Raw genomic sequence first — 20,206 nt, forward strand, 5'->3', positions numbered from 1 at the left:
TTTTTTGCTTGTCTCCTTCCCCCGCTTGCGGGGGAAGGCCGGGATGGGGGCGAGAAGTCACAGCGTCGCTGAGTCGTCCGCCCCCACCCGCGGTTGGCCCAGTGTGGAGAGTGACGTTGTGTCACTCTCCACTAAGCCAAACGCCCTCCCCCGCACGCGGGGGAGGGAACTTAACAATGGGTATTCCTGTATGACCAAAACCGAAATCCAGCAGCTCATCGAAGCCGGCCTGCCCGGCGCTACCGTTCGAGTATTCGGCGACGACGGCCAGCATTTCGAGGCCGAAGTGATCTGCGCCGAGTTCGCCGGCAAGCTGCCGCTGGCCCAGCACCGCATGGTCTACGCCACGCTCGGCGACAAGATGGGCCGCGACATCCACGCCCTGCAGCTGCGCACGCGCGCCGCCTGACCGAGTCGAGATTTGGACAAGTTCATCATCGAGGGCAACGGCCCTCTCAACGGCGAAATCGCCGCCAGCGGCGCCAAGAACGCCGCGCTGCCGATCCTGTGCGCGGCGCTGCTGTCCGACGAGCCGCTGACCGTCACCAACGTGCCAAGGCTGTGGGACATCGGCACCGCATCGAGGCTGCTGGCGCAGATGGGCGTCGCGGTCGAGCAGACCGAAGCCCATACCATCGTGCTCGACGCCAAACCCATCACCACCTGCGTCGCGCCTTACGAGCTGGTGCGCACGATGCGCGCCTCGATCCTGGTGCTCGGCCCGCTGGTCGCGCGCCGCGGCGAGGCGCATGTGTCGTTGCCCGGCGGCTGCGCGATCGGCGCGCGCCCGGTCGATCTGCATCTGATGGGCCTGGAGGCGATGGGCGCCGAGATCACGCTCGACGGCGGCTTCATCCACGCCCAGTGCAAGAAACTCAAAGGCGCGCACATCGTCTTCGACACGGTGACCGTGACCGGCACCGAGAACCTGATGATGGCGGCGACGCTGGCCGAGGGCGAGACGATCCTGGAGAACGCGGCGCGCGAACCCGAGGTCGTCGACACCGCGCGCTGCCTGCGCGCGATGGGCGCCAGGATCAGCGGCGACGGCACTACCACGATCCGTATCCAGGGAGTCGAAAAGCTGCACGCGGCCACGCATCGCGTGTTGCCCGACCGCATCGAGACCGGTACTTATCTGTTGGCGGCCGCGGTGACTCGCGGCCGCGTGCGCGTCACCCACACCGATCCGAGTCTGCTCGACGCGGTGCTGGTAAAACTGCAGCAGGCCGGCGCCAAGCTGAAGACCGGCACCGACTTCATCGAAGTCGACATGCAGAACCGCCGCGCAACTTCCGTGAACATCCACACAATGCCGCATCCGGGTTTCCCGACCGACATGCAGGCGCAGATGATGGCGATGAACTGCGTCGCCGAAGGCGTAGCCACGATCCGCGAAACCATTTTTGAAAACCGCTTCATGCATGCACAGGAGCTGATGCGCCTCGGCGCCGACATCCGCATCGAAGGCAATCTCGCCATCGTCACCGGCCGCGAGCGTCTGCAGGCCGCGCCCATCATGGCCACCGATCTGCGCGCCTCGGCCTCGCTGGTGCTGGCGGCGCTGGCCGCCGACGGCGAAACCCTGATCGACCGCATCTACCACATGGATCGCGGCTATGAGGACATCGAAGGCAAACTGTCGGCACTCGGCGCGCGCATCAAGCGCGTTAGACAGCTGTTGTAAAAAAGTGCAGTTGAAGGGATAGACTGGCCGCATGGCCACCGGAGAACCGATGAGCGCTCTGCCCCGCCCAGAATTGCGTTACACCTACGCCGACTATCGGACCTGGCCAGACGAAGTCCGCGGCGAGCTGATCGATGGCGTTTTCTACGACATGAGCCCGGCGCCCGCATTGCGCCATCAAAGCGTCGCAGGGGCGATCTTTTCCCAGTGGCATCGGGCCTTGCGCGGTAAACCTTGCCGGCCATACATCGCCCCCGTCGACGTTCTGTTGCCGCGCGCCGGCCAGCACGACGACCAGACCGGCGACGTAGTGCAACCCGATATCTTCATCGTCTGCGACAAGAGCAAACTCGACGGCCGCTTCGTCCGCGGAACGCCGGACGTAGTTGTCGAAGTGCTATCGACAAGCACCGCCCGCAAGGACCAGACGCGCAAGCTCGCACTCTACGAATCCTCCGGTGTCCGGGAATATTGGCTGCTGCACCCAGAGGACCGGGTTCTGACCATCTACACCCAGGACAGCGAAGCGCACTACGGCCGCCCACAGGTGCTGGCCGCAGAAGGCATCGTACAGCTGCTGACGATGCAGGATCTGTCGGTGGACTTCGAAGAGGTGTTCGCGGAATGAGCGAGGCACAATCGCGGCTCGCGGTACTGATCGACGCCGACAACACCACGCCGGCGATCGCCGCGGCGCTGCTGGCGGAAATCGCGAAATACGGCGTCGCCAGCGTCAAGCGCATCTACGGCGACTGGACCCAGCCGAATCTGAAGGGCTGGAAAGACGTGCTGGTGACGCTGGCGATCCAGCCGATCCAGCAGTTCGGATACACCACCGGCAAGAACGCGACCGACAGCGCACTGATTATCGACGCGATGGATCTGCTGTACACCAATCGCTTCGACGGCTTCTGCCTGGTGTCCAGCGACAGCGATTTCACCCGGCTGGCGTCGCGGCTGCGCGAGTCGGGGCTGTCGGTATTTGGTTTCGGCGAGCGCAAGACGCCGACTTCGCTGGTGTCGGCCTGCGATCGCTTCATCTATCTCGACGTGCTGCGCGAACCCGCGGCACCCGAGAGCGCCGAAGTCGGTTCGGCCCCCAGAGCCAAACCATCCGCCGCGCTGAAGACCGATAAAAAACTGATCGCGCTGTTCCGTGACGGCATCGAGGCGATCGCCGACGACGAGGGCTGGGCCGCGCTCGGCGGCGTCGGCCAGATCATCGGCAAGCAGGCCGCCGATTTTGATCCGCGTAACTATGGCTACAGGAAGCTCAGCGATCTGGCGGCCGCGATCGACGTGTTCGAAGTCGAGCAGCGCCGGCATGAGGACGGGCGCAGCAAGGGCGTCTACATCCGCGCCCGGCGCGGCGGCGGCTCCAAAAAAAGCTGAGACGGATTACCGCTGCAGGAGCGAGCAGCTCTACTTCTTGGATGCGCTGCGCTTGGCCGAAGGACCCCGGTTCGGTGACCGGCCCTGCTTCGTCGCCACCGCACGCCGCGCCGAATCCTTGCGCGCAGCTTCCTTGGCGGTCTTCTTCGTCGATTTACCCGAACCCGACTTCTCGTCGCCGCCGGTCTGTTTATTGATGGTGGCCCAGGCGCGGGCTTGCGCTTCCTTCTTCGGCGTGCCGCGCGCCTCGTAGCTGTCTTCGATGTGCTCGGCCTTGCGTTTCTGGGCGGCCGTATAGGCCGATTTGTCTCCTCTGGGCATGACGGACTCCTGTGCTTGCAAGCGAAGTCCCAGTGTGGACGCGGATGCTGACTCTCGACTGAAATCCAAGCCGCCCCTACAATCACGCTCACCAACCGACATCGCGTCCTCGTCCGGCAGGCAACACCTCATCCCTGCCCACCACGAAGGATCTCGCGATGCCTGCCGCAGCTCTGCGTCACCCCCTCAGCCCTCCCGTTTTTTTCTGCCGTACGCTGCTGGTTCTGTGCATTTCCTGCAGCGCCCAGGCCCAGGACCAGAGCCCGGCCGACAAGGCCGTCGTCCTCGACACAGTGACCGTCACTGAAGCCGCCGACAAGGCCTACACCGTCGACGGCAGCGCCTCGGCCACCAAGCTGCCGCTGAGTCTGCGCGACACGCCGCAGTCGGTCACCGTCGTCACGCGCCAGCGCATGGACGACCAGAACCTGCAGTCGATGCGCGACGTGCTCGACAACACCACCGGCGTCTATTCCTACGCCTACGACAGCGAGCGCGTGGTGTTCACCTCGCGCGGTTTCATCATCGACAACACGCTGTACGACGGCGTGCCGGTCGCGCCTGGACTCAATGCCGGCTCCACCGACGCCACGCTGGACACCGCGCTGTATGAGCGCATCGAAATCGTGCGCGGCGCTACCGGCCTGATGACCGGCGCCGGCAATCCCTCGGCCGCGGTGAACCTGGTGCGCAAGCATGCCGACAGCGAGATCTTCATCGGCTCGGCCTCGCTGAGCTACGGCTCCTGGGACGATTTTCGCAGCACCGCCGACATCAGCACGCCGCTGAGCAGCGACGGCAAGATCCGCGCACGCGTCGTCGGCGTTTATCAGAACCGCGATTCGTACATGGATCTGTACAAAAACGAAAAGCAGGTGTTCTATGGCATCGTCGACGCCGACCTGTCGCCGAACACGCGGCTCAGCGTCGGCTACGACTACCAGCAGACCTTGCCGCAAGGCAACACCTGGGGCTCGTTCCCGCTGTTCTTCAGCGACGGCACTCGCACCGACTGGCCGCGCTCGGTGACCACGGCCACCGACTGGAGCTACTGGAACAATAAAACACAGACCGCGTTCGCCGAACTCAATCACCAGTTCGGCAACGGCTGGTCGCTGCGCTCGACCGTGTCGAGGCGTGCAACCGACGGCAACGCGAACCTGTTCTACGTCTTCGGTTTTCCGGACAAGCAAACCGGTGAAGGGCTGTATCCGTATGCGTATCGCAGCGACGATCACGGCCGCCAGAATTCGGTTGACGCGTATCTGAGCGGGCCGTTCGAGCTGTTCGGCCGCAAGCACGAACTGGTGGTCGGCGGCATGGGGTCCTGGCTGCACGTGGATTCCTACGAGTACCAGCCCGGCGACCTGGCCGATGTCGGCAACTTCTACGAATGGGACGGCTCGTATCCCGAGCCCGAGTTCGCAAGCGAAGGCGACTACATCGCGCGCGTCCGTACCCGTCAGAGCGCCGCGTACACCGCGCTGCGGCTGTCGCTGGCCGACCCGCTGAAGCTGATCGCCGGTGCGCGCTACAGCACGTGGAAAAGCAGCGACTACTACGTCTACGATGGCCCCGATGCGGCCGAGCAGGATTACAGACGCGTCACGCCCTACGCCGGTCTGATCTACGATCTGAACAAGACCTATTCGGCCTTCGCCAGCTATACCAAGATCTTCAATCCGCAGAAGTACCAGAGGCAGGATGGCAGCTACCTCGATCCTCTGGACGGATACAGCACCGAAATCGGCATCAAGGGCGAACACTTCGGCGGCCGACTGAACACCGCGCTGACCCTGTTCGATACGCGCCAGGACAATGTCGCGGTGACCGACTTCGGCGAAGACGTCAACGACGATCCAATGCGCCAGGCCTATCTCGAAGCCGACGGCACGCGCACGCGCGGCTTCGAGCTCGAAGCCAACGGCGAAGTGCTGAAGGACTGGAACCTGTCACTGGGCTGGTCGCACTACACGATGCAGGATACCGACGGCGCGACCGTGAAAGGCTACATCCCGCGCACGATGGTACGCGCGTTCACCACCTGGACTTTGCCCGGCGCGCTGCACGAGCTGAGCATCGGCGGCGGCCTCAACTGGCAGTCGGACAATTACGTGACCGTGGAAAGTTCGCTGGCCGGCGACACCGCGCAAGTCAAGCAGGGCTCGTTCATCCAGGCCAGCCTGATGGCGCGGTACCAGATCACGCCGCATCTGTCGGCACAGCTCAACGGCAACAACCTGCTCGACAAGAAGTACTACGTGGTCGACGAGTACGGGAATCTGTACTACGGCGAGCCGGCCAGTGCGATGGCGACGCTGCGTTACGACTTCTGAGCGTGGCCGGGAAAACCCCGGGTTTCACCCGGGTTCGACACGCGCAATTTACGAGGCGAGCCGTGTAGGTTGGGGTGAGCGCAGCGAACCCCAACATTGCGACGGTGATCGTTGGGGTTCGCTGCGCTCACCCCAACCTACCCCCAACCTACGTCAGCGCTTTTGAGGGATCGAAGCGCAGCGCGACGCCGGACAGCTGTGCGTGCAGCGCGGCGCGGATGTTGGCGGCGATCAGCAGCGCGGCGGCACCGATCGCGAAGCCTTCGGGCCGGATGTTGCTGATGCAGTTGCGCGCCTCGTCGGTGTTGCCGACCTTGGGCGCGTAGGTGAGATAGGCGCCGAGGCTGTCGGGTGAGGACAGCCCCGGGCGCTCGCCGATCAGGCTGATCGCCATGCGCGCGCCCAGCAGCTCGCCGACTTCATCGGCGAGCGCCACGCGCGCCTGCGTCGCGATAACGACCGGCGCGATACTGACGCCATCCAGCAACGGCTTCAGCGCCTGCAACAAGGGCAGCGCATTGCTCTGCACCGCAGTCGACGATAGGCCGTCGCTGATCACGAAAACCAGGTCCGCGTCGCGCGGCAGCTGCTTCAAATGTTCCGCGGCTTCCGGCCGCAGACGACGGCCCCAGTCGGGCCGTGCCAGATAGGCCGCGCGATCAGCAGCGCGGCTCGCTACTTCAACCACCGACCACTGCTCGGCTTCGAGCTGCGCGCGCAGGGCCGGCACATCGAGCGGCAGATGCACGGCGTCGCGTGCCTGCGCATGAGCGAGGCCGAAGGCCAGCACTTCGCGGGTGGGCAGGCTGCTGCCGGTACGGCCCAACGCGATGCGCGCGGCCGTGTGACGACGCAGCGCCGTCCACGGATTCGGCAGCACGCTGTCCGTCGTGTTTGCCGCCAGCGTGTCGATTTTGCCGTCGCTCATTGAGCGGCCTCGGTGAACGCGGTCAGCGCCGGCAGCGCGCCGGACTGACGCGCATCCTGCAGACGGCCGTGCGCGTCGATCAGCTTCATGCGTTCCAGCCAGGCTTCGAATTCCGGTGCGTGTTTCAAGCCCAGTGCTTCACGCACGAACAGCGAATCGTGAAAGCTGGTGCTCTGGTAATTGAGCATGATGTCGTCGGCGCCGGGGATGCCCATGATGTAGCTGACGCCGGCCGCGCCGAGCAGGATCAGCAGATTATCCATGTCGTCCTGATCGGCTTCGGCATGGTTGGTGTAGCAGACGTCGACGCCCATCGGCAGGCCGAGCAGCTTGCCGCAGAAATGATCCTCGAGGCCGGCGCGGATGATCTGCTTGCCGTCGTACAGATATTCGGGACCGATGAAGCCGACCACGGTGTTGACCAGCAGCGGCTTGAATTTTCTTGCCACGGCATACGCGCGCACCTCGCAGGTCTGCTGGTCGACGCCGTGATGCGCGTTGGCCGACAGCGCGCTGCCCTGCCCGGTTTCGAAATACATCAGGTTGTCGCCGACGGTGCCGCGCTTCAGCGACAGGCCCGCTTCGTAGGCCTCCTGCAGCATCGCCAGGTTGATGCCGAAACTCTTGTTCGCAGCCTCGGTGCCGGCGATCGACTGGAACACCAGATCGATCGGCGCGCCGCGCTCGATCGCCTCGATCTGCCGCGTCACATGGGTCAGCACGCAGCTCTGCGTGGGGATGTCGAAGCGCGCGATCAACTCGTCCAGCAGCCGCCACATCGCCATCAGCTTGCCGGGCTCGTCGCTGACCGGGTTGATGCCGATCACCGCGTCGCCGGAGCCGTACAGCAGGCCGTCCAGCGTCGAGGCGGCGATGCCCTTGGGGTCGTCGGTCGGGTGATTGGGCTGCAGCCGTACCGCGAGCCGGCCCGGCAGGCCGATGGTGTTGCGGAAGCGCGTCGTCACCCGGCATTTGCGCGCGGCCAAAATCAAATCCTGGTTGCGCATCAGCTTGGAAACCGCGGCGACCATCTCGGGCATCAGGCCGGGGGCCAGCGCGGTGAGCATCGCTGGGGTGGCGTCATCCGACAGCAGCCAGTCTCGGAAGCCGCCGACGCTGAGGCCCGAGACCGGGGCGAAAGCGGCGCGGTCGAAGCCGTCGACGATCAGCCGGGTCACGTCGTCGGCCTCGTAGGGGATCAGCAGGTCCTCGAGGAAGTGCGCCAGCGGCACCTCGGCCAGCGCCAGCTTGGCCGCCATACGCTCCTCGGCGGTGGCGGCGGCGACGCCGGCCAGGTAGTCGCCGGAGCGCGCCGGGGTCGCCTTGGCCATCAGCTCGCGCAGCGTGTCGAAGCGATGGGACCGGATGCCGATGGAGTGCTGGTAGCTCATGGGATTTGGGCAGCAAGGGACGGACCAGGGTTCAGTCCGGAGCCTAAAGTCAATCCGCTGCCTGTAGGAGCGGCTCTTAGCCGCGATTGTGCCGGTGAGGCCTCAATCGCGGCTAAGAGCCGCTCCTACAGTTCCGCGACCGGGCTGGCCTGATGCCCCCGGAATATGCCGGTAACGCCTGTCGGTTAAAATCCCGGCCCTTTCGCATCACCGATGCCCCTGATGAACGGCCTCACCCTCGCCCTGTCCAAGGGCCGAATCCTTGAAGAAAGCCTGCCGATGCTCGAAGCCATCGGCATCGCGCCGGCCGGCGACATCGACCGGCTGCTGCGCGTGCCCTCGCAGCGCGCCGACGTGTCGCTGGTGATGATCCGGCCGGCCGACGTGCCGACCTATGTCGAACACGGCGCCGCGGACCTGGGCATCGTCGGCAAGGACGTGCTGATGGAACATCAGTTCGACCAGGGCGGCAGCGAGCTGTACGAACCGCTGGACATCGGCATCGCCCAGTGCCGCATGTCGGTCGCCGCGGTGCGCGGATACGTCGCGCCCAGGGGCCGGCGGCTGCGCATCGCCACCAAGTACCCGGAGATCGCGCGACGGTTCTATGCCGCGCGCGGCGAGCAGGTCGAGATCATCAAGCTCTACGGCTCGATGGAACTGGCGCCGCTGGTCGGGCTCGCCGACCAGATCGTCGATCTGGTCGCCACCGGCAATACGCTGCGCGCCAACGGCCTGGTCGAGATCGAGAAGATCTGCGACATCAGCTCGCGCCTGGTCGTGAACAAGGCGTCGATGAAGATGAAGCACGCCGCGATCCAGGCACTGATCGATGCGTTCCGCGCCGCCGACGCGAGCAGGAACCGCTCGTGAGCATCGAGATCCTGCGCCTGGATGCCGCCGCACCGGACTTCGACGCACAGCTCGAACAGCTGCTGGACCGCGCGCCGGAGCAGAACGCGCGGGTGACCCAGACCGTCGACGCCATCGTCGCCGACATTCGCAAACGCGGCGATGTCGCGCTGCTCGAGTACACCAACCGCTACGATCGGCGCACGGTGACCGACGCCGCCGCGCTGGAGGTCTCCAAGCCCGAACAGAAGGCGGCCTGGCATCGCCTGCCGGCCGATCTGCAAGCGGCGCTGGAACAGGCCGCGGAGCGCATCCGCGCCTATGCGCTGCATCAGAAGCTAGAAAGCTGGGAGTTCGCTGATGCGCTCGGCAACCGCCTCGGCCAGCGCGTCACCGCCATGGACCGGGTCGGCGTCTACGTCCCTGGCGGCAAGGCGGCGTATCCGTCCAGCGTGCTGATGAACGTGATCCCGGCCAAGGTCGCCGGCGTGCCGGAAGTGATCATGGCAGTGCCGACGCCGGGCGGCGCCGGCGGCGATGCGCCCAACGACGCGGTGCTCGGCGCCGCGTACCTGGCGGGCGCCGATCGGGTGTTCACGGTCGGCGGCGCCCAGGCGATCGCCGCGCTGGCCTGGGGCACGGCCACGATCCCGGCGGTCGACAAGATCGTCGGCCCCGGCAACGCCTATGTGGCCGCCGCCAAGCGCGCCGTGTTCGGCCGCGTCGGCATCGACTCGATCGCCGGGCCGTCCGAGATCGTCGTGATCTGCGACGGCGAGACCGATCCGCGCTGGATCGCGATGGACCTGTTCAGCCAGGCCGAGCACGACGAGGACGCGCAGGCGATCCTGATCGCCCCTAGCATCGTCTACCTCGAGCGCGTTGCCGATGCGATGGAACAGCGCATCGCCGAGCTGCCGCGTGCCGAGATCGTGCGCGCCGCGCTACGCGGCCGCGGCGCGCTGATCGCGGTCCGCGATCTGCAGCAGGCCGCCGAAATCAGCAACCGCATCGCACCCGAACACCTCGAACTGTCGGTCGCCGACCCGCGTGCGCTGCTCGAGAACATCCGTCATGCCGGTGCGGTGTTTCTCGGCCGTCACGCACCGGAAGCCTTCGGCGACTACTGCGCCGGCCCGAACCACGTGCTGCCGACTTCGCGCGCCGCGCGCTTTTCCAATCCGCTCGGCGTCTACGAGTTCCAGAAGCGCAGCAGCCTGATCGAATGCAGCGCCGACGGTGCCCGGCCGCTGGCGGCGATCGCCGGCCGCATCGCCGACGCCGAAGGCCTGCACGCACACGCCGCCTCGGCGCGTGATCGCGGCTAGACTTCTCAGTACAACCGAGGTGCGCACGCCATGACGAGACTCGCACGCTGCAGCCTGATCCTTGCCTTCGCCGGCCTGCTGGCCGCCTGCGAGGACGGACGCATCGGCGTCGAGCTGTCGGCCGATCCGCCGGCGGCGGTCACGACCCAGGAAGTCGACGTGTCGCTCGACGGCATCACACTGCAGCGCGACGACGGCAGCGAAGACCGGATCGATTTCGATAACACCGTGCGCGTCAACCTGATGCGCTTCGACAACGTCACCTTCCCGCTGCTGGACGCCGAGGCCCTCGATGCGGGCGACTACACCGGCATCCGTCTGGAGTTTCACGACTCCAGCAGCGACGACAGCGACAACTACGTGATCGATACCAGCCACGGGCGGCGGCCGCTGACGATCAACGCCAGCAACGAGTTCACCCCGCTGAATCTGACCGTCAAGAAAAAAGGCAAGACCTACACCGTGCAGGTACGTCTGGACCTGCGCCTGTCCCTGACGGCCGACAGCAGCAGTCCCAGCCTGACGCCGGTGCTCCGCGCCGCGCGCGACACCAAGGCGGCGCGCGTCAGCGGCAGCGTCAAGGACTCGCTGATCAGCACCAGCAGCTGCCGGGACGGCCGCAGCACCGGAGTCGGTGTCGCGATCTACGCATTCAAGAAACTCGGCGACAGCGTGGCACCCGACGACTACGACGGCAGCGAGCCCGACCCGGTCGCCAGCACGCCGGTGCACAGCAGCGGCAGCAGCAGCTGGCAATACAACATCGGCGTGCTGCCGCCGGGCGACTACACGCTGGCGCTGACCTGCGACGGCGACCAGGAAAACCCCTCGACCAGCCAGGACGAAATCGGCTTTCTCAACGACACCCACGACGTCAGCCTCGACGAAGGCGACGAGCAGGACCAGGACTTCAATTAGCGCATCACCGTCGGCAATCCCTTGCCGACGTGTGAGCTTGCAGGCGCAATCGCCTGAGGTGAAACCACCAGCGCAGTTGACGCCTAACGCCAACCTGCCAAGCTAGCCGCCTCGCGGCGGGGACCGCGCTCGATGCATATGGCTGGAATGAACGACAAATCGGCGCTATTGGGCCAGTTGAAGATCGACCGCGAGCCCGAGCATTCTGACGGCGGCGGCGGCACAGGCAAATGGATCCTGCTCGTGATCATCCTGCTGCTGATCGCTGGCGGCCTGGGCTGGTGGCTGATGAAGCCCAGCGGCCTGCCGGTCAAGGCCGCTTCGGTCGTGGCCGCCAGCGGCGGCAGCTCGGGCCCGGCCTCGCTGCTCGACGCCTCCGGCTACGTGGTAGCGCGGCGCACCGCGACGGTGTCGGCCAAGATCACCGGCAAGGTCACCGAAGTGCTGATCGAGGAAGGCCAGCACGTCGACGCCGGCGAAATCGTCGGCCGGCTAGACGACACCAACATCCGCGCCGGCTACGGCCAGGCGAGTGCGCAGCTGGCCTATGCGCGTGCCGCTCATGACCAGGTGCGCGTGCAGCTCGCCAATGCGCAGCGCGATTACCAGCGCAAGCAGCAGTTGCTGGCCCAGCACTTCGTCAGCCAGTCCGAAGTCGACAATGCGCAGACCGCGCTCGACGATCTGAAAGCCCAGCTCAACACCGCGGCGCGCAGCGTCGACGTGTCGTTACAGGGCGTCGAGGTTTCGCAGAAAAGCCTCGACGACACCGTGGTGCGCGCGCCGTTCGCCGGCGTGATCACGGTGAAGGCCGCGCAGACCGGCGAGATCGTGTCGCCGCTGTCGGCCGGCGGCGGCTTCACCCGCACCGGCATGGGCACCATCGTCGACATGGATTCGCTGGAGGTCGAAGTCGACGTCAATGAAAACTTCATCAACCGCGTGCGCGCCGGCCAGGCAGCGACGATCAAGCTCAATGCGTATCCGGACTGGGAAATCCCGGCCGAAGTGATCGCCATCATCCCCACCGCCGACCGCGCCAAGGCCACAGTCAAGGTGCGCGTCGGCTTCAAGCAGAAGGGCGATCCGCGCGTGCTGCCCGACATGGGCGCACGCGTGGCGTTTCTCAGCGAAGCACCAACGCCAGGCAGCGGGAACGCCGCGAAACCCGGCGTGACGGTGCCCGCCGATGCGGTGCAGGTCAACGGCGATGCCGGCGTGGCCTGGGTGATCCGCGACGACAAGCTGGAGCGCCGCGGGGTCAAACTCGGCGCGAAGAACGGCGACCAGCTGAGCGTATTGGCCGGCCTGTCGGCCGGCGAGCGTGTCGCGATCGGCGACAGCTCGAAATTCGAAGATGGAGTCAAGGTACAAGTACAACCGTAGGTTGGGGTGAGCGCAGCGAACCCCAACGGTCGTTGGCGCAATGTTGGGGTTCGCTACGCTCACCCCAACCTACTCGGATTACGCAGATACAAGGGCTAAGAACCACGAGGGATCTGGATCATGAATGCAATCGTTACACTGAGCGGCGTCACCAAGCGCTATACGCGGGGCAAACAGACCGTCGAAGTGCTGCACGGTATCGACCTGGAAATCGCACAGGGCGATTTCGTCGCGCTGATGGGGCCGTCCGGCTCCGGCAAAACCACGCTGCTGAACCTGATCGGCGGGCTCGACCAGCCCAGCACCGGATCGGTCGCAGTGGCCGGCGAACGCATCGACACGCTGTCGGGCTCCAAGCTCGCCAAGTGGCGCGCCCGCCACATCGGCTTCGTGTTCCAGTTCTACAATCTGATGCCCATGCTGACGGCGCAGCGCAATGTCGAACTGCCGCTGCTGCTGACCTCGCTGTCGGCCGCGCAGCGCAAGAAGAACGCCGAAGCCGCGCTCGCCGTGGTCGGCCTCGCCGATCGATCCAAGCACAAGCCCAACGAGCTTTCCGGCGGCCAGGCGCAGCGCGTCGCGATCGCGCGGGCGCTGGTTGCCGATCCGACGCTGCTGGTCTGCGACGAACCCACCGGCGATCTCGACCGCAACACCGCGGACGAAATCCTGCACCTGCTGCAGACGCTGAATCGCGAACACGGTAAGACCATCGTCATGGTCACGCACGATCCGAAGGCCGCCGAATTCGCGAGCCATCAGATGCATCTCGACAAGGGCCTGCTGGTCGGCACGACAGTCGCGGCCTAAGCGCGCGATAGGAGCGACACGATGAAATTCTTCCCGCTGCTTTGGGCCACGCTGTGGCGCAAGAAGATACGCACGATCTTCACGCTGATGTCGATCATGATCGCATTCTTACTATTCGGAATGCTGCAGGGAGTCAACGCGGCGTTCCATTCGGGCGTCGACAACGCCAACGTCAACCGCCTGATCGTGTCGAGCCGCATCTCACTGACCGAGGCGCTGCCGCTGTCGCAGATGCAGCAGATGGACGCACTGCCCGGCGTCGCCCATGTCACCTACGCCGTTTGGTTCGACGCGCGCTATCAGGAACAGAAGAACTTCCTGTTCGCGGTGCCCACCGACATCGACCGCTATCTCGCCACGATCCCCGAGGTGAAAGTCGCACCGGACCAGGTCGAGGCGCTCAAGCGCACCCGCTCCGGGATTCTGATCGGAACGGTCGCCGCAAAGAAATACGGCTGGAAGATAGGCGACCGGGTTCCGCTGCACTCCAACATCTGGACACGCAAGGCCGACGGCCAGTCAGACTGGGCCTTCGACGTCGTCGGCTTCTACGACTTCACCGGCGATCCCAGCCAGACCGACGGCGCGATCTTCAACTACAGCTACTTCGACGAGGCCCGGGCGTTCCGCAACGGCACCATCGGCTGGTGGATCGTCAGCGTGAAGGACCCCAACCAGTCTGCGGCCGTCGCCCAGGCCATCGACAAGCTGTTCGAGAACTCCTCCGACGAAACCAAGAGCCAGAGCGAAAAGGAATTCGCGCAGGGCTTCATGAAGCAGTTCGGCGACATCAACTTCATCGTCACCGCGATCCTGGGCGCCGTGTTCTTCACGCTGCTGTTCCTGACCGGCAACACGATGATGCAGTCGGTACGCGAGCGCGTTCCGGAAATGGCGGTGCTCAAGACGCTGGGCTTTAGCGATGGCCAAGTGCTGACGCTGGTGTTCGCCGAATCGCTGTTGCTGTGCCTGCTGGCCGCCGCGCTGGGCCTGCTGCTCGCTCAGATGATCTTCCCGCTGATCGCCGGCAAGATCGGCGCGGCAAGCCTGCCGCTGCAAGTGCTCGCCACTGGCGGCCTGATCGCGGTCGTGCTGGCCGTTCTGACGGGCCTGCCGCCGGCACTGAGTGCCAGCCGCCTCAACATCGTCGATGCATTAAGGAGTTAGGCGCCATGTTCAAACAGACATCCGCCGTCGTCGCGATGAACCTGCGCGCGGTGCCGCAACGGCTCGGTGCCTCGTCGGTCATCGTCGTCGGCATCGCCGGTGTCGTCGCCGTACTGGTGTCGGTGCTGGCGATGGCGACCGGCTTCAACCAGACCGTGGCCAAAGCCGGCAGCCCGGACCGCGCAATCGTACTGCGCGGCGGCTCGCAGGCGGAGATCAACAGCGGCATGGGACGCGACAGCGTACAAACCGTGCTGGATTCGCCCGGCATCCGGAAGGACGCTGACGGCAAGCCGATCGGCACTGGCGACATGGTGACGATCGTCAACCTGCCGAAGATTTCCGATGGTTCCGATTCCAACGTCACGCTGCGCGGCACGGGCGCCAAGTTCACCCGCCTGCGGCCGGAGTTGCGGATCGTGCAGGGCCGTATGTTCGAGCCTGCGGTACGCGAACTGATTGTCGGCGAGGCCGCGCTGAAGCAGTTCAAGGGTGTGACCGTCGGCAGCCGGCTGAACTTCCGCGAATCGGACTGGACCATCGTCGGCGTATTCAGCACTGGCGGCGACAACCACGAATCCGAGCTGATCGGCGACGTCGACACCGTGCAGTCAGCGTTTCGCCGCACCGGCTTCTCGTCGATCACGGTGCTGCTGGAATCCCCTGATTCCTTCGAGGCATTCAAGGACCACCTGACGACCGATCCGACGCTGACGGTCGACGCCAAGCGCGAGCCCGAGTACTACGCCGAGCAATCCAAACAGATCACGACTCTGCTCAATTTCATGGCCTATTTCGTCGGCGGCATCATGGCGATCGGCGCTACGTTCGGTGCCTTGAACACGATGTATTCAGCGGTGTCGGCGCGCGGCATCGAGATCGCCACGCTGCGCGCAATCGGCTTCGGCGCAATGCCGGTGGTGATTTCGATCTTCGTCGAAGCACTGCTGCTGTCGCTGCTCGGCGGCATCATTGGCGCGGCGCTGGCGTGGGTTTTCTTCAACGGCAACGCGGTCAGCACCCTCGGCTCCAACTTTAGCCAAGTGGTGTTCCAGCTCACCGTCAGCCCCGCACTGGTAATCTCCGGCATCGTGCTGGCCTGCGTGATTGGCTCGCTCGGTGGGCTGTTCCCGGCGATCCGCGCCGCGCGACTGCCGATCGCAACCGCGCTGCGTGCCACCTGACGATGCAAGCGACGCTCGCAGAGCTGGAAGCGGCGGCGCGCATCGTCCACGCGGTGATGCCGCCGACGCCGCAGTACCGCTGGCCGCTGCTGTGCGAGCAGCTGGGCACCGAAGTCTGGCTCAAGCACGAGAACCACACTCAGGTCGGCGCGTTCAAGATCCGCGGCGGCCTGGTCTACTTCGATCACCTCGCCCGCAATGGCCACGCGCAACGCGGCGTGGTCAGCGCCACACGCGGCAATCATGGACAGTCGGTCGGCTTCGCCGCGAAGCGTCACGGCATCCAGGCCACGATCGTCGTGCCTTTCGGCAACAGCCGCGAGAAAAACGCGGCGATGCGCAGCCTCGGTGTCGAACTGATCGAATACGGCGATGATTTTCAGGCGGCGCGCGAGCACGCCGAAAGCCTCGCGGACGAACGCAATCTGCATATGGTGCCGTCGTTCCACCCGCTGCTGATCGCCGGCGTCGCCAGCTACTGGCTTGAATTCTTCACGGCCGCAGCCGATTTGCATACGGTGTACGTGCCGATCGGCCAGGGCTCCGGAATCTGCGCGGCGATTGCCGCACGCGATGCATTGCAGCTGTCGACCGAAATCGTCGGCGTGGTTTCCACGGGTGCGCCGGCGTACGCGCTGTCGTTCGCACAAGGGCTGCCGATCGAACATGCGGTTACGACGCAGCTCGCCGACGGCATGGCCTGCCGCAAGCCCGACCCGCTCGCGCTGGCCATCATCCGTCGTAGTGCGCAGCGTATCGTCGAAGTCAGCGACGAGCAGATCGCCAGCGCCATGCGCACGCTGTTCCAATGCACGCACCAGGTTGCCGAAGGCGCCGGTGCAGCCGCTTGCGCAGCCGCCGCACAAGAGTCCGCACACATTCGCGGCCGCCGCATCGGCCTGGTACTGTCCGGCGGCAATGTCGATCGCGACGTCTTCGGCTCGGTGCTGGGCTCGGTGCTGGCCGGCTGATGGCGGCGAGAAAGCCGGCCGCGCTGCAACTGCAGGCCAGCCTCAGTCTGGCCTCAAAGGCCGGCACGCTGGCCGGCGCGCAGCGCATCGAGCTGCTGGAGGCGATCGGTAAAACCGGCTCGATCACCCGCGCGGCGAAAGCCGTCGGCCTCAGCTACAAGGGCGCCTGGGACGCGGTGGAGGCGATGAACAACATGGCCGACGCGGCGCTGGTGGAACGCATCGCCGGTGGTCGCGGCGGCGGCGGCACCCAGCTGACGCCGCGCGGCGTCGCGCTGGTCGAGAGCTACCGCGCTGCGGCCGAAGAACACCTGCTGTTCGTAGAAGCGCTCAACCGCCGGCTGAAGGATCGCCGCGGCGATCTGCAATTGCTGGGGAGACTCGCGATGAAAACCAGTGCACGCAACCAGCTGTGGGGCCGCGTCGTCCGCATCGCGGCCGGCGCGGTTAACGATGAAGTGGAGCTGGAGATCAAGGGCGGCGATCGCATCGTCGCGGTGATTACGCATCAGAGCGTCGAGCAGCTGGGCCTGAAAACCGGCTCGGACGCGGTCGCGCTGATCAAGGCTTCGTGGGTGATACTCGGCGTTGACGACACCGGCCCGACGCTGAAGCTGTCGACGCGCAATCAGCTGCGCGGCAGCGTCAAAGCGCTGACGCCGGGCGCGGTGAATACCGAAGTCACGGTCGATCTGAAAGGTGGCAATACGCTGGCGGCGATCGTCACCAACACCAGCGCGCAGAGTCTGGCTTTGAAGCCCGGCATTGCGGTGACGGCGCTGTTCAAGGCATCCAGCGTGATCATCGGCGTCGCCGGTTGATCGTGGAACTGTAGGAGCGGGTCATACCCGCGACTGTGCCGGTGGAGCCTGAGTCGCGGGTATGACCCGCTCCTACCGTTCAGGGTACCAGGCGACCGTTCTCTATCTGCAACACCTGGTCCGCCAGATACGCGACTTCCTGCGGCGAATGGCTGACATAAAGCATCGGCAATTTCGTCTCGTCGCGCACGCGTTTCAGGAACGGCAGGATCTGCGCTTTCAGCCGCGTATCCAGCGACGATAGCGGCTCGTCCAGCAGCAGCAGTCGCGGCGAATACAGCAGCGCGCGGCCGAGTGCGACACGCTGGCGCTCTCCGCCCGAGAGCTGATCGGGCCGACGCTCCAGCAGCGCGCCGATCTCCAGCAAGGCGGTCACACCTTCCAGCGTGAAACGCCGCTGCCCGTGCGCCAGACCGCGCCAGCCGTACAGCAGGTTTGCGGACACCGTCAGATGCGGGAACAACTGGCCGTCCTGAAATACCAGGCCGAAGCGGCGCCGATACGCCGGCACGAACTCGCGCTGCGCGCAATCGACCAGCGTTTGACGGTCGAAACGAATGCTGCCGCGAGCCGGCGACAGCAGGCCGGCGGCCAGCGCCAGCAAGGTGCTTTTGCCGGAGCCCGAAGGCCCGCAGATGCCGGTCACGCCTTCGCCGAAACCATGCGCGATTTCGAGATCGAAGGAACCGCGGCGGAATGACAGGTCGACGTCGAGCATGTTCAGTCGTGAGTTCGCGCGTCGAGCCTGCGACGCATGCGCGTAGTCACCAGATGACCGACGAACAGCGCGGCGAACGCCAGCGCGATCGACAGCAACGCCAGGCGCATCGACGCGGCGTCGCCGCCCGGCACATGCGAGTACGAATAGATCGCCAGAGGCAGCGTGCGCGTCTCGCCGGGGATGTTGCCGACGAAGGCCATCGTCGCGCCGAACTCGCCGAGGCTGCGCGAGAAGCACAGGATCGCGCCGACGAAAATGCCCGGCGCCGCCAGCGGCAAGGTGATGGTCATGAATACGCGCAGCGGCGTCGCACCCAGCGTGGACGCGGCTTGCTCGAGGCGGCGATCGACCAGCTGAAAGGCCAGCCGTATCGGCTGCACCGCCAGCGGGAACGCCATCGTCGCCGACGCCAGCACCGCGCCTTTCCAGTCGAATGCGAGCCTGATGCCGAGGTGCTCCAGCAGCCAGCCCCCGATCGGGGCCTGTGTGCCGAGAAGCAACAGCAGCATGTAGCCGGGCACGACCGGCGGCAGCACCATCGGCAACTGAACCAGGGTTTCGGCGATCAGCTTGCCGCGGAATTCGCGCCGCGCCAGCCACCAGCCGCACAGCACCGCGAGCGGCATCGATGTGATGGTCGCCCACAGCCCGACCTTGGCCGACAGCCAGAGCGCGGTCCATTCTTCGGGAGTGAGAGTCATCGTCGTGAGTATCGTAGGTCGGCAATCCCTTGCCGACACGCGGTCGTGGATCAGGGAACCACGTCGGCAAAGGATTGCCGACCTACACCTTAGTGCGCAAGCAAGCTGAATCCGTAATGCTCGAAAACCGTAGCCGCCGGCGCAGTCTTCAAGTAGTCGAACAGCGCGCGTGCCTCCGGTCGCGAATCCTTCAGCAGCGCAAATGGATACACGATCGGCTGATGCGTGCTCTCGGGAAATGTCGCCAGCACCTCGACCTTGGCACTGATCGCGGCGTCGGTCGCGTAGACGATGCCGAGCGGGCATTCGCCGCGCTCGACAAAAGCCAGCGCAGTGCGCACATCGTCAGTGCCGACGATGCGGTTCTGCAGCTTGTCCCACCAGCTCAGCGACTGCAGCGCCGCCTTGGCATAGATGCCGACCGGCACGACGCCGGGCTCACCTGTGCACAGCTTGCCCTTGTAGGCGCCGGCCAGATCGAAGTCGGAACTCATCTTCACGTCGAAGCGACGGCCCTTGGGCACGATCAGCACCAGTGTATTGCCGAGCAGATCAATACGCGTTCCCGGCACGAGCTTGCCGGCTTTTTCGACCGTGTCCATCCAGCTGCTGTCGGCCGAGCCGAACACATCGGCCGGCGCGCCGGCGGCGATCTGCCTGGCCAACGTCGACGAGGCCGCGAACACCAGGCTCGGCGCCGGATGGCCGGATGCTTTCCAGTCGGCGCCGATATCGGTCAGCGCGTTGGTCAAGCTGGCGGCAGCGTAGATGCGTGCCGGATCTTCGGCGGCCCGATCTTCGGCAAGCACGGATGTCGCGAGCACCGCACAGAACAGCGCCGCGACGGCACCGACGGAAGACTTCATTCGTATCCCCTGTTCGATCATTAAGCGATCATTAAGTGGCGCAGAACTTGCCGCCGTTTTCGTTATGTAATCTACTATATAACGCAGGGCCAGACAAACGATCGGCCGGCATTCTCAAGGGAGCTTTCCAATGTCACAACAGGCCCGCGCACTGTGCGCCGCCGCCACGTTCGCGTTGTCCGCCGCTGCCAGCGCACCGGTTTTCGCCAAGGACGATCTGCTGGAAACGCTGGCGCAGAAAGGCGTGATCAGTATGGAGGAATACGAGAAACTCAAGGCCGCGCAGCCCAAGGCCGCCTCGCCGACCTTCACAACCGAGGACGGCCTCAAGTTTGCCTCGGCCGACGGCGCGTTCTCGCTGCAGATCGGCACCCTGCAGCAGATCGACTACGCCGCGTTCAACGACGACGGCACCGACATCGCCGA

General features: G+C 65.4%; 20 protein-coding genes and 1 pseudogene. 15 read left to right on the forward strand and 6 right to left on the reverse strand.

The window, feature by feature from the left end; all coding sequences use genetic code 11:
* Nucleotides 1-190 precede the first annotated feature (190 nt).
* Genes JWQ90_RS10460 through JWQ90_RS10475 form a run of 4 tightly spaced genes read left to right on the forward strand, consistent with a single transcriptional unit; the run spans nucleotide 191 to nucleotide 3,079 of the window.
* Nucleotides 191-409, forward strand: coding sequence for a BolA/IbaG family iron-sulfur metabolism protein (locus tag JWQ90_RS10460; protein WP_299693207.1), 219 nt, complete (start codon nucleotides 191-193; stop codon nucleotides 407-409).
* Between the two features lie 12 nt (nucleotides 410-421).
* Nucleotides 422-1,687 carry a UDP-N-acetylglucosamine 1-carboxyvinyltransferase gene (murA, locus tag JWQ90_RS10465; RefSeq protein ID WP_299693209.1) on the forward strand — a complete coding sequence of 422 codons (1,266 nt, stop codon included), beginning with the start codon at nucleotides 422-424 and terminating at the stop codon, nucleotides 1,685-1,687.
* 31 nt (nucleotides 1,688-1,718) lie between these two features.
* Nucleotides 1,719-2,315, forward strand: coding sequence for a Uma2 family endonuclease (locus tag JWQ90_RS10470; protein ID WP_299693211.1), 597 nt, complete (start codon nucleotides 1,719-1,721; stop codon nucleotides 2,313-2,315).
* Nucleotides 2,312-3,079: an NYN domain-containing protein gene (locus JWQ90_RS10475; protein WP_299693213.1), complete on the forward strand. Its 768-nt coding sequence runs from the start codon at nucleotides 2,312-2,314 to the stop codon at nucleotides 3,077-3,079. Before JWQ90_RS10470 ends, JWQ90_RS10475 begins: the two co-directional genes overlap by 4 nt.
* 30 nt (nucleotides 3,080-3,109) lie before the next feature.
* Here JWQ90_RS10475 and JWQ90_RS10480 read toward each other — a convergent pair whose 3' ends face one another.
* The gene (locus JWQ90_RS10480; protein WP_299693216.1) at nucleotides 3,110-3,400 is read right to left on the reverse strand and encodes a termination factor Rho; all 291 of its coding nucleotides are present in this window, start codon (nucleotides 3,398-3,400) and stop codon (nucleotides 3,110-3,112) included.
* A gap of 158 nt (nucleotides 3,401-3,558) precedes the next feature.
* Between JWQ90_RS10480 and JWQ90_RS10485 the strand changes: the two genes are divergently transcribed.
* Nucleotides 3,559-5,736, forward strand: a complete 2,178-nt coding sequence (locus tag JWQ90_RS10485) for a TonB-dependent siderophore receptor (protein WP_299693219.1) — start codon at nucleotides 3,559-3,561, stop codon at nucleotides 5,734-5,736.
* 148 nt (nucleotides 5,737-5,884) lie between these two features.
* On the opposite strand, the gene eutC is transcribed toward JWQ90_RS10485, so the two are convergent.
* Together eutC and JWQ90_RS10495 are read right to left on the reverse strand one after the other, a co-directional pair.
* Nucleotides 5,885-6,664, reverse strand: coding sequence for an ethanolamine ammonia-lyase subunit EutC (eutC, locus tag JWQ90_RS10490; protein ID WP_299693222.1), 780 nt, complete (start codon nucleotides 6,662-6,664; stop codon nucleotides 5,885-5,887).
* Nucleotides 6,661-8,055 carry an ethanolamine ammonia-lyase subunit EutB gene (locus tag JWQ90_RS10495; RefSeq protein ID WP_299693224.1) on the reverse strand — a complete coding sequence of 465 codons (1,395 nt, stop codon included), beginning with the start codon at nucleotides 8,053-8,055 and terminating at the stop codon, nucleotides 6,661-6,663. The genes eutC and JWQ90_RS10495 overlap by 4 nt, the downstream gene beginning before the upstream one ends.
* Nucleotides 8,056-8,277: 222 nt before the next feature.
* Between JWQ90_RS10495 and hisG the strand changes: the two genes are divergently transcribed.
* From hisG to JWQ90_RS10540, 9 genes are all read left to right on the forward strand, one after another.
* Entirely contained in the window at nucleotides 8,278-8,928 is a 651-nt protein-coding gene (hisG, locus tag JWQ90_RS10500) for an ATP phosphoribosyltransferase (protein WP_299693226.1), read from the forward strand.
* Entirely contained in the window at nucleotides 8,925-10,235 is a 1,311-nt protein-coding gene (gene hisD / locus JWQ90_RS10505; RefSeq protein WP_299693229.1) for a histidinol dehydrogenase, read from the forward strand. Before hisG ends, hisD begins: the two co-directional genes overlap by 4 nt.
* Nucleotides 10,236-10,265: 30 nt before the next feature.
* On the forward strand, nucleotides 10,266-11,153 hold the full coding sequence (locus JWQ90_RS10510; protein WP_299693232.1) for a DUF4382 domain-containing protein: 888 nt from the start codon (nucleotides 10,266-10,268) through the stop codon (nucleotides 11,151-11,153).
* 147 nt (nucleotides 11,154-11,300) lie between these two features.
* Entirely contained in the window at nucleotides 11,301-12,539 is a 1,239-nt protein-coding gene (locus JWQ90_RS10515) for an efflux RND transporter periplasmic adaptor subunit (RefSeq protein WP_299693235.1), read from the forward strand.
* Between the two features lie 120 nt (nucleotides 12,540-12,659).
* Nucleotides 12,660-13,349, forward strand: a complete 690-nt coding sequence (locus JWQ90_RS10520; protein WP_299693238.1) for an ABC transporter ATP-binding protein — start codon at nucleotides 12,660-12,662, stop codon at nucleotides 13,347-13,349.
* Between the two features lie 21 nt (nucleotides 13,350-13,370).
* On the forward strand, nucleotides 13,371-14,516 hold the full coding sequence (locus JWQ90_RS10525; protein ID WP_299693240.1) for an ABC transporter permease: 1,146 nt from the start codon (nucleotides 13,371-13,373) through the stop codon (nucleotides 14,514-14,516).
* Between the two features lie 5 nt (nucleotides 14,517-14,521).
* Nucleotides 14,522-15,700 (forward strand): ABC transporter permease, encoded by a 1,179-nt coding sequence (locus JWQ90_RS10530; protein WP_299693243.1) that lies wholly within the window; start codon nucleotides 14,522-14,524, stop codon nucleotides 15,698-15,700.
* A 2-nt stretch (nucleotides 15,701-15,702) separates the two neighbouring features.
* A complete protein-coding gene (locus JWQ90_RS10535; RefSeq protein WP_299693246.1) occupies nucleotides 15,703-16,671 on the forward strand; it encodes a threonine dehydratase in 969 nt (322 codons plus the stop codon).
* A complete protein-coding gene (locus JWQ90_RS10540; protein WP_299693249.1) occupies nucleotides 16,671-17,492 on the forward strand; it encodes a TOBE domain-containing protein in 822 nt (273 codons plus the stop codon). The genes JWQ90_RS10535 and JWQ90_RS10540 overlap by 1 nt, the downstream gene beginning before the upstream one ends.
* Before the next feature lie 79 nt (nucleotides 17,493-17,571).
* On the opposite strand, the gene JWQ90_RS10545 is transcribed toward JWQ90_RS10540, so the two are convergent.
* The 3 genes from JWQ90_RS10545 to modA form a co-directional block, all read right to left on the reverse strand.
* The gene (locus tag JWQ90_RS10545) at nucleotides 17,572-18,210 is read right to left on the reverse strand and encodes an ATP-binding cassette domain-containing protein (RefSeq protein WP_299693252.1); all 639 of its coding nucleotides are present in this window, start codon (nucleotides 18,208-18,210) and stop codon (nucleotides 17,572-17,574) included.
* 2 nt (nucleotides 18,211-18,212) lie between these two features.
* A complete protein-coding gene (gene modB / locus JWQ90_RS10550; protein ID WP_299693254.1) occupies nucleotides 18,213-18,914 on the reverse strand; it encodes a molybdate ABC transporter permease subunit in 702 nt (233 codons plus the stop codon).
* 89 nt (nucleotides 18,915-19,003) lie between these two features.
* Nucleotides 19,004-19,780, reverse strand: coding sequence for a molybdate ABC transporter substrate-binding protein (gene modA / locus JWQ90_RS10555; RefSeq protein WP_299693256.1), 777 nt, complete (start codon nucleotides 19,778-19,780; stop codon nucleotides 19,004-19,006).
* Nucleotides 19,781-19,910: 130 nt separating this feature from the next.
* Here modA and JWQ90_RS10560 point away from each other — a divergent pair.
* A pseudogene (locus tag JWQ90_RS10560) lies at nucleotides 19,911-20,206 on the forward strand (hypothetical protein); the annotation flags it as partial.

The sequence above is a fragment of the Hydrocarboniphaga sp. genome (genome assembly GCF_028291725.1).
Taxonomy (GTDB): Bacteria; Pseudomonadota; Gammaproteobacteria; order Nevskiales; family Nevskiaceae; genus Hydrocarboniphaga.

What these genes read in the sequence shown, in the direction of transcription:
- JWQ90_RS10460 (WP_299693207.1), top strand. Translation starts at nt 191, where the DNA reads ATGACCAAAACCGAAATCCAGCAGCTCATCGAAGCCGGCCTGCCCGGC.
- JWQ90_RS10470 (WP_299693211.1), top strand. Translation starts at nt 1,719, where the DNA reads ATGGCCACCGGAGAACCGATGAGCGCTCTGCCCCGCCCAGAATTGCGT.
- JWQ90_RS10475 (WP_299693213.1), top strand. Translation starts at nt 2,312, where the DNA reads ATGAGCGAGGCACAATCGCGGCTCGCGGTACTGATCGACGCCGACAAC.
- JWQ90_RS10480 (WP_299693216.1), bottom strand. Translation starts at nt 3,400, where the DNA reads ATGCCCAGAGGAGACAAATCGGCCTATACGGCCGCCCAGAAACGCAAG.
- JWQ90_RS10485 (WP_299693219.1), top strand. Translation starts at nt 3,559, where the DNA reads ATGCCTGCCGCAGCTCTGCGTCACCCCCTCAGCCCTCCCGTTTTTTTC.
- eutC (WP_299693222.1), bottom strand. Translation starts at nt 6,664, where the DNA reads ATGAGCGACGGCAAAATCGACACGCTGGCGGCAAACACGACGGACAGC.
- JWQ90_RS10495 (WP_299693224.1), bottom strand. Translation starts at nt 8,055, where the DNA reads ATGAGCTACCAGCACTCCATCGGCATCCGGTCCCATCGCTTCGACACG.
- hisG (WP_299693226.1), top strand. Translation starts at nt 8,278, where the DNA reads ATGAACGGCCTCACCCTCGCCCTGTCCAAGGGCCGAATCCTTGAAGAA.
- JWQ90_RS10510 (WP_299693232.1), top strand. Translation starts at nt 10,266, where the DNA reads ATGACGAGACTCGCACGCTGCAGCCTGATCCTTGCCTTCGCCGGCCTG.
- JWQ90_RS10515 (WP_299693235.1), top strand. Translation starts at nt 11,301, where the DNA reads ATGAACGACAAATCGGCGCTATTGGGCCAGTTGAAGATCGACCGCGAG.
- JWQ90_RS10520 (WP_299693238.1), top strand. Translation starts at nt 12,660, where the DNA reads ATGAATGCAATCGTTACACTGAGCGGCGTCACCAAGCGCTATACGCGG.
- JWQ90_RS10525 (WP_299693240.1), top strand. Translation starts at nt 13,371, where the DNA reads ATGAAATTCTTCCCGCTGCTTTGGGCCACGCTGTGGCGCAAGAAGATA.
- JWQ90_RS10530 (WP_299693243.1), top strand. Translation starts at nt 14,522, where the DNA reads ATGTTCAAACAGACATCCGCCGTCGTCGCGATGAACCTGCGCGCGGTG.
- JWQ90_RS10535 (WP_299693246.1), top strand. Translation starts at nt 15,703, where the DNA reads ATGCAAGCGACGCTCGCAGAGCTGGAAGCGGCGGCGCGCATCGTCCAC.
- JWQ90_RS10540 (WP_299693249.1), top strand. Translation starts at nt 16,671, where the DNA reads ATGGCGGCGAGAAAGCCGGCCGCGCTGCAACTGCAGGCCAGCCTCAGT.
- JWQ90_RS10545 (WP_299693252.1), bottom strand. Translation starts at nt 18,210, where the DNA reads ATGCTCGACGTCGACCTGTCATTCCGCCGCGGTTCCTTCGATCTCGAA.
- modB (WP_299693254.1), bottom strand. Translation starts at nt 18,914, where the DNA reads ATGACTCTCACTCCCGAAGAATGGACCGCGCTCTGGCTGTCGGCCAAG.
- modA (WP_299693256.1), bottom strand. Translation starts at nt 19,780, where the DNA reads ATGAAGTCTTCCGTCGGTGCCGTCGCGGCGCTGTTCTGTGCGGTGCTC.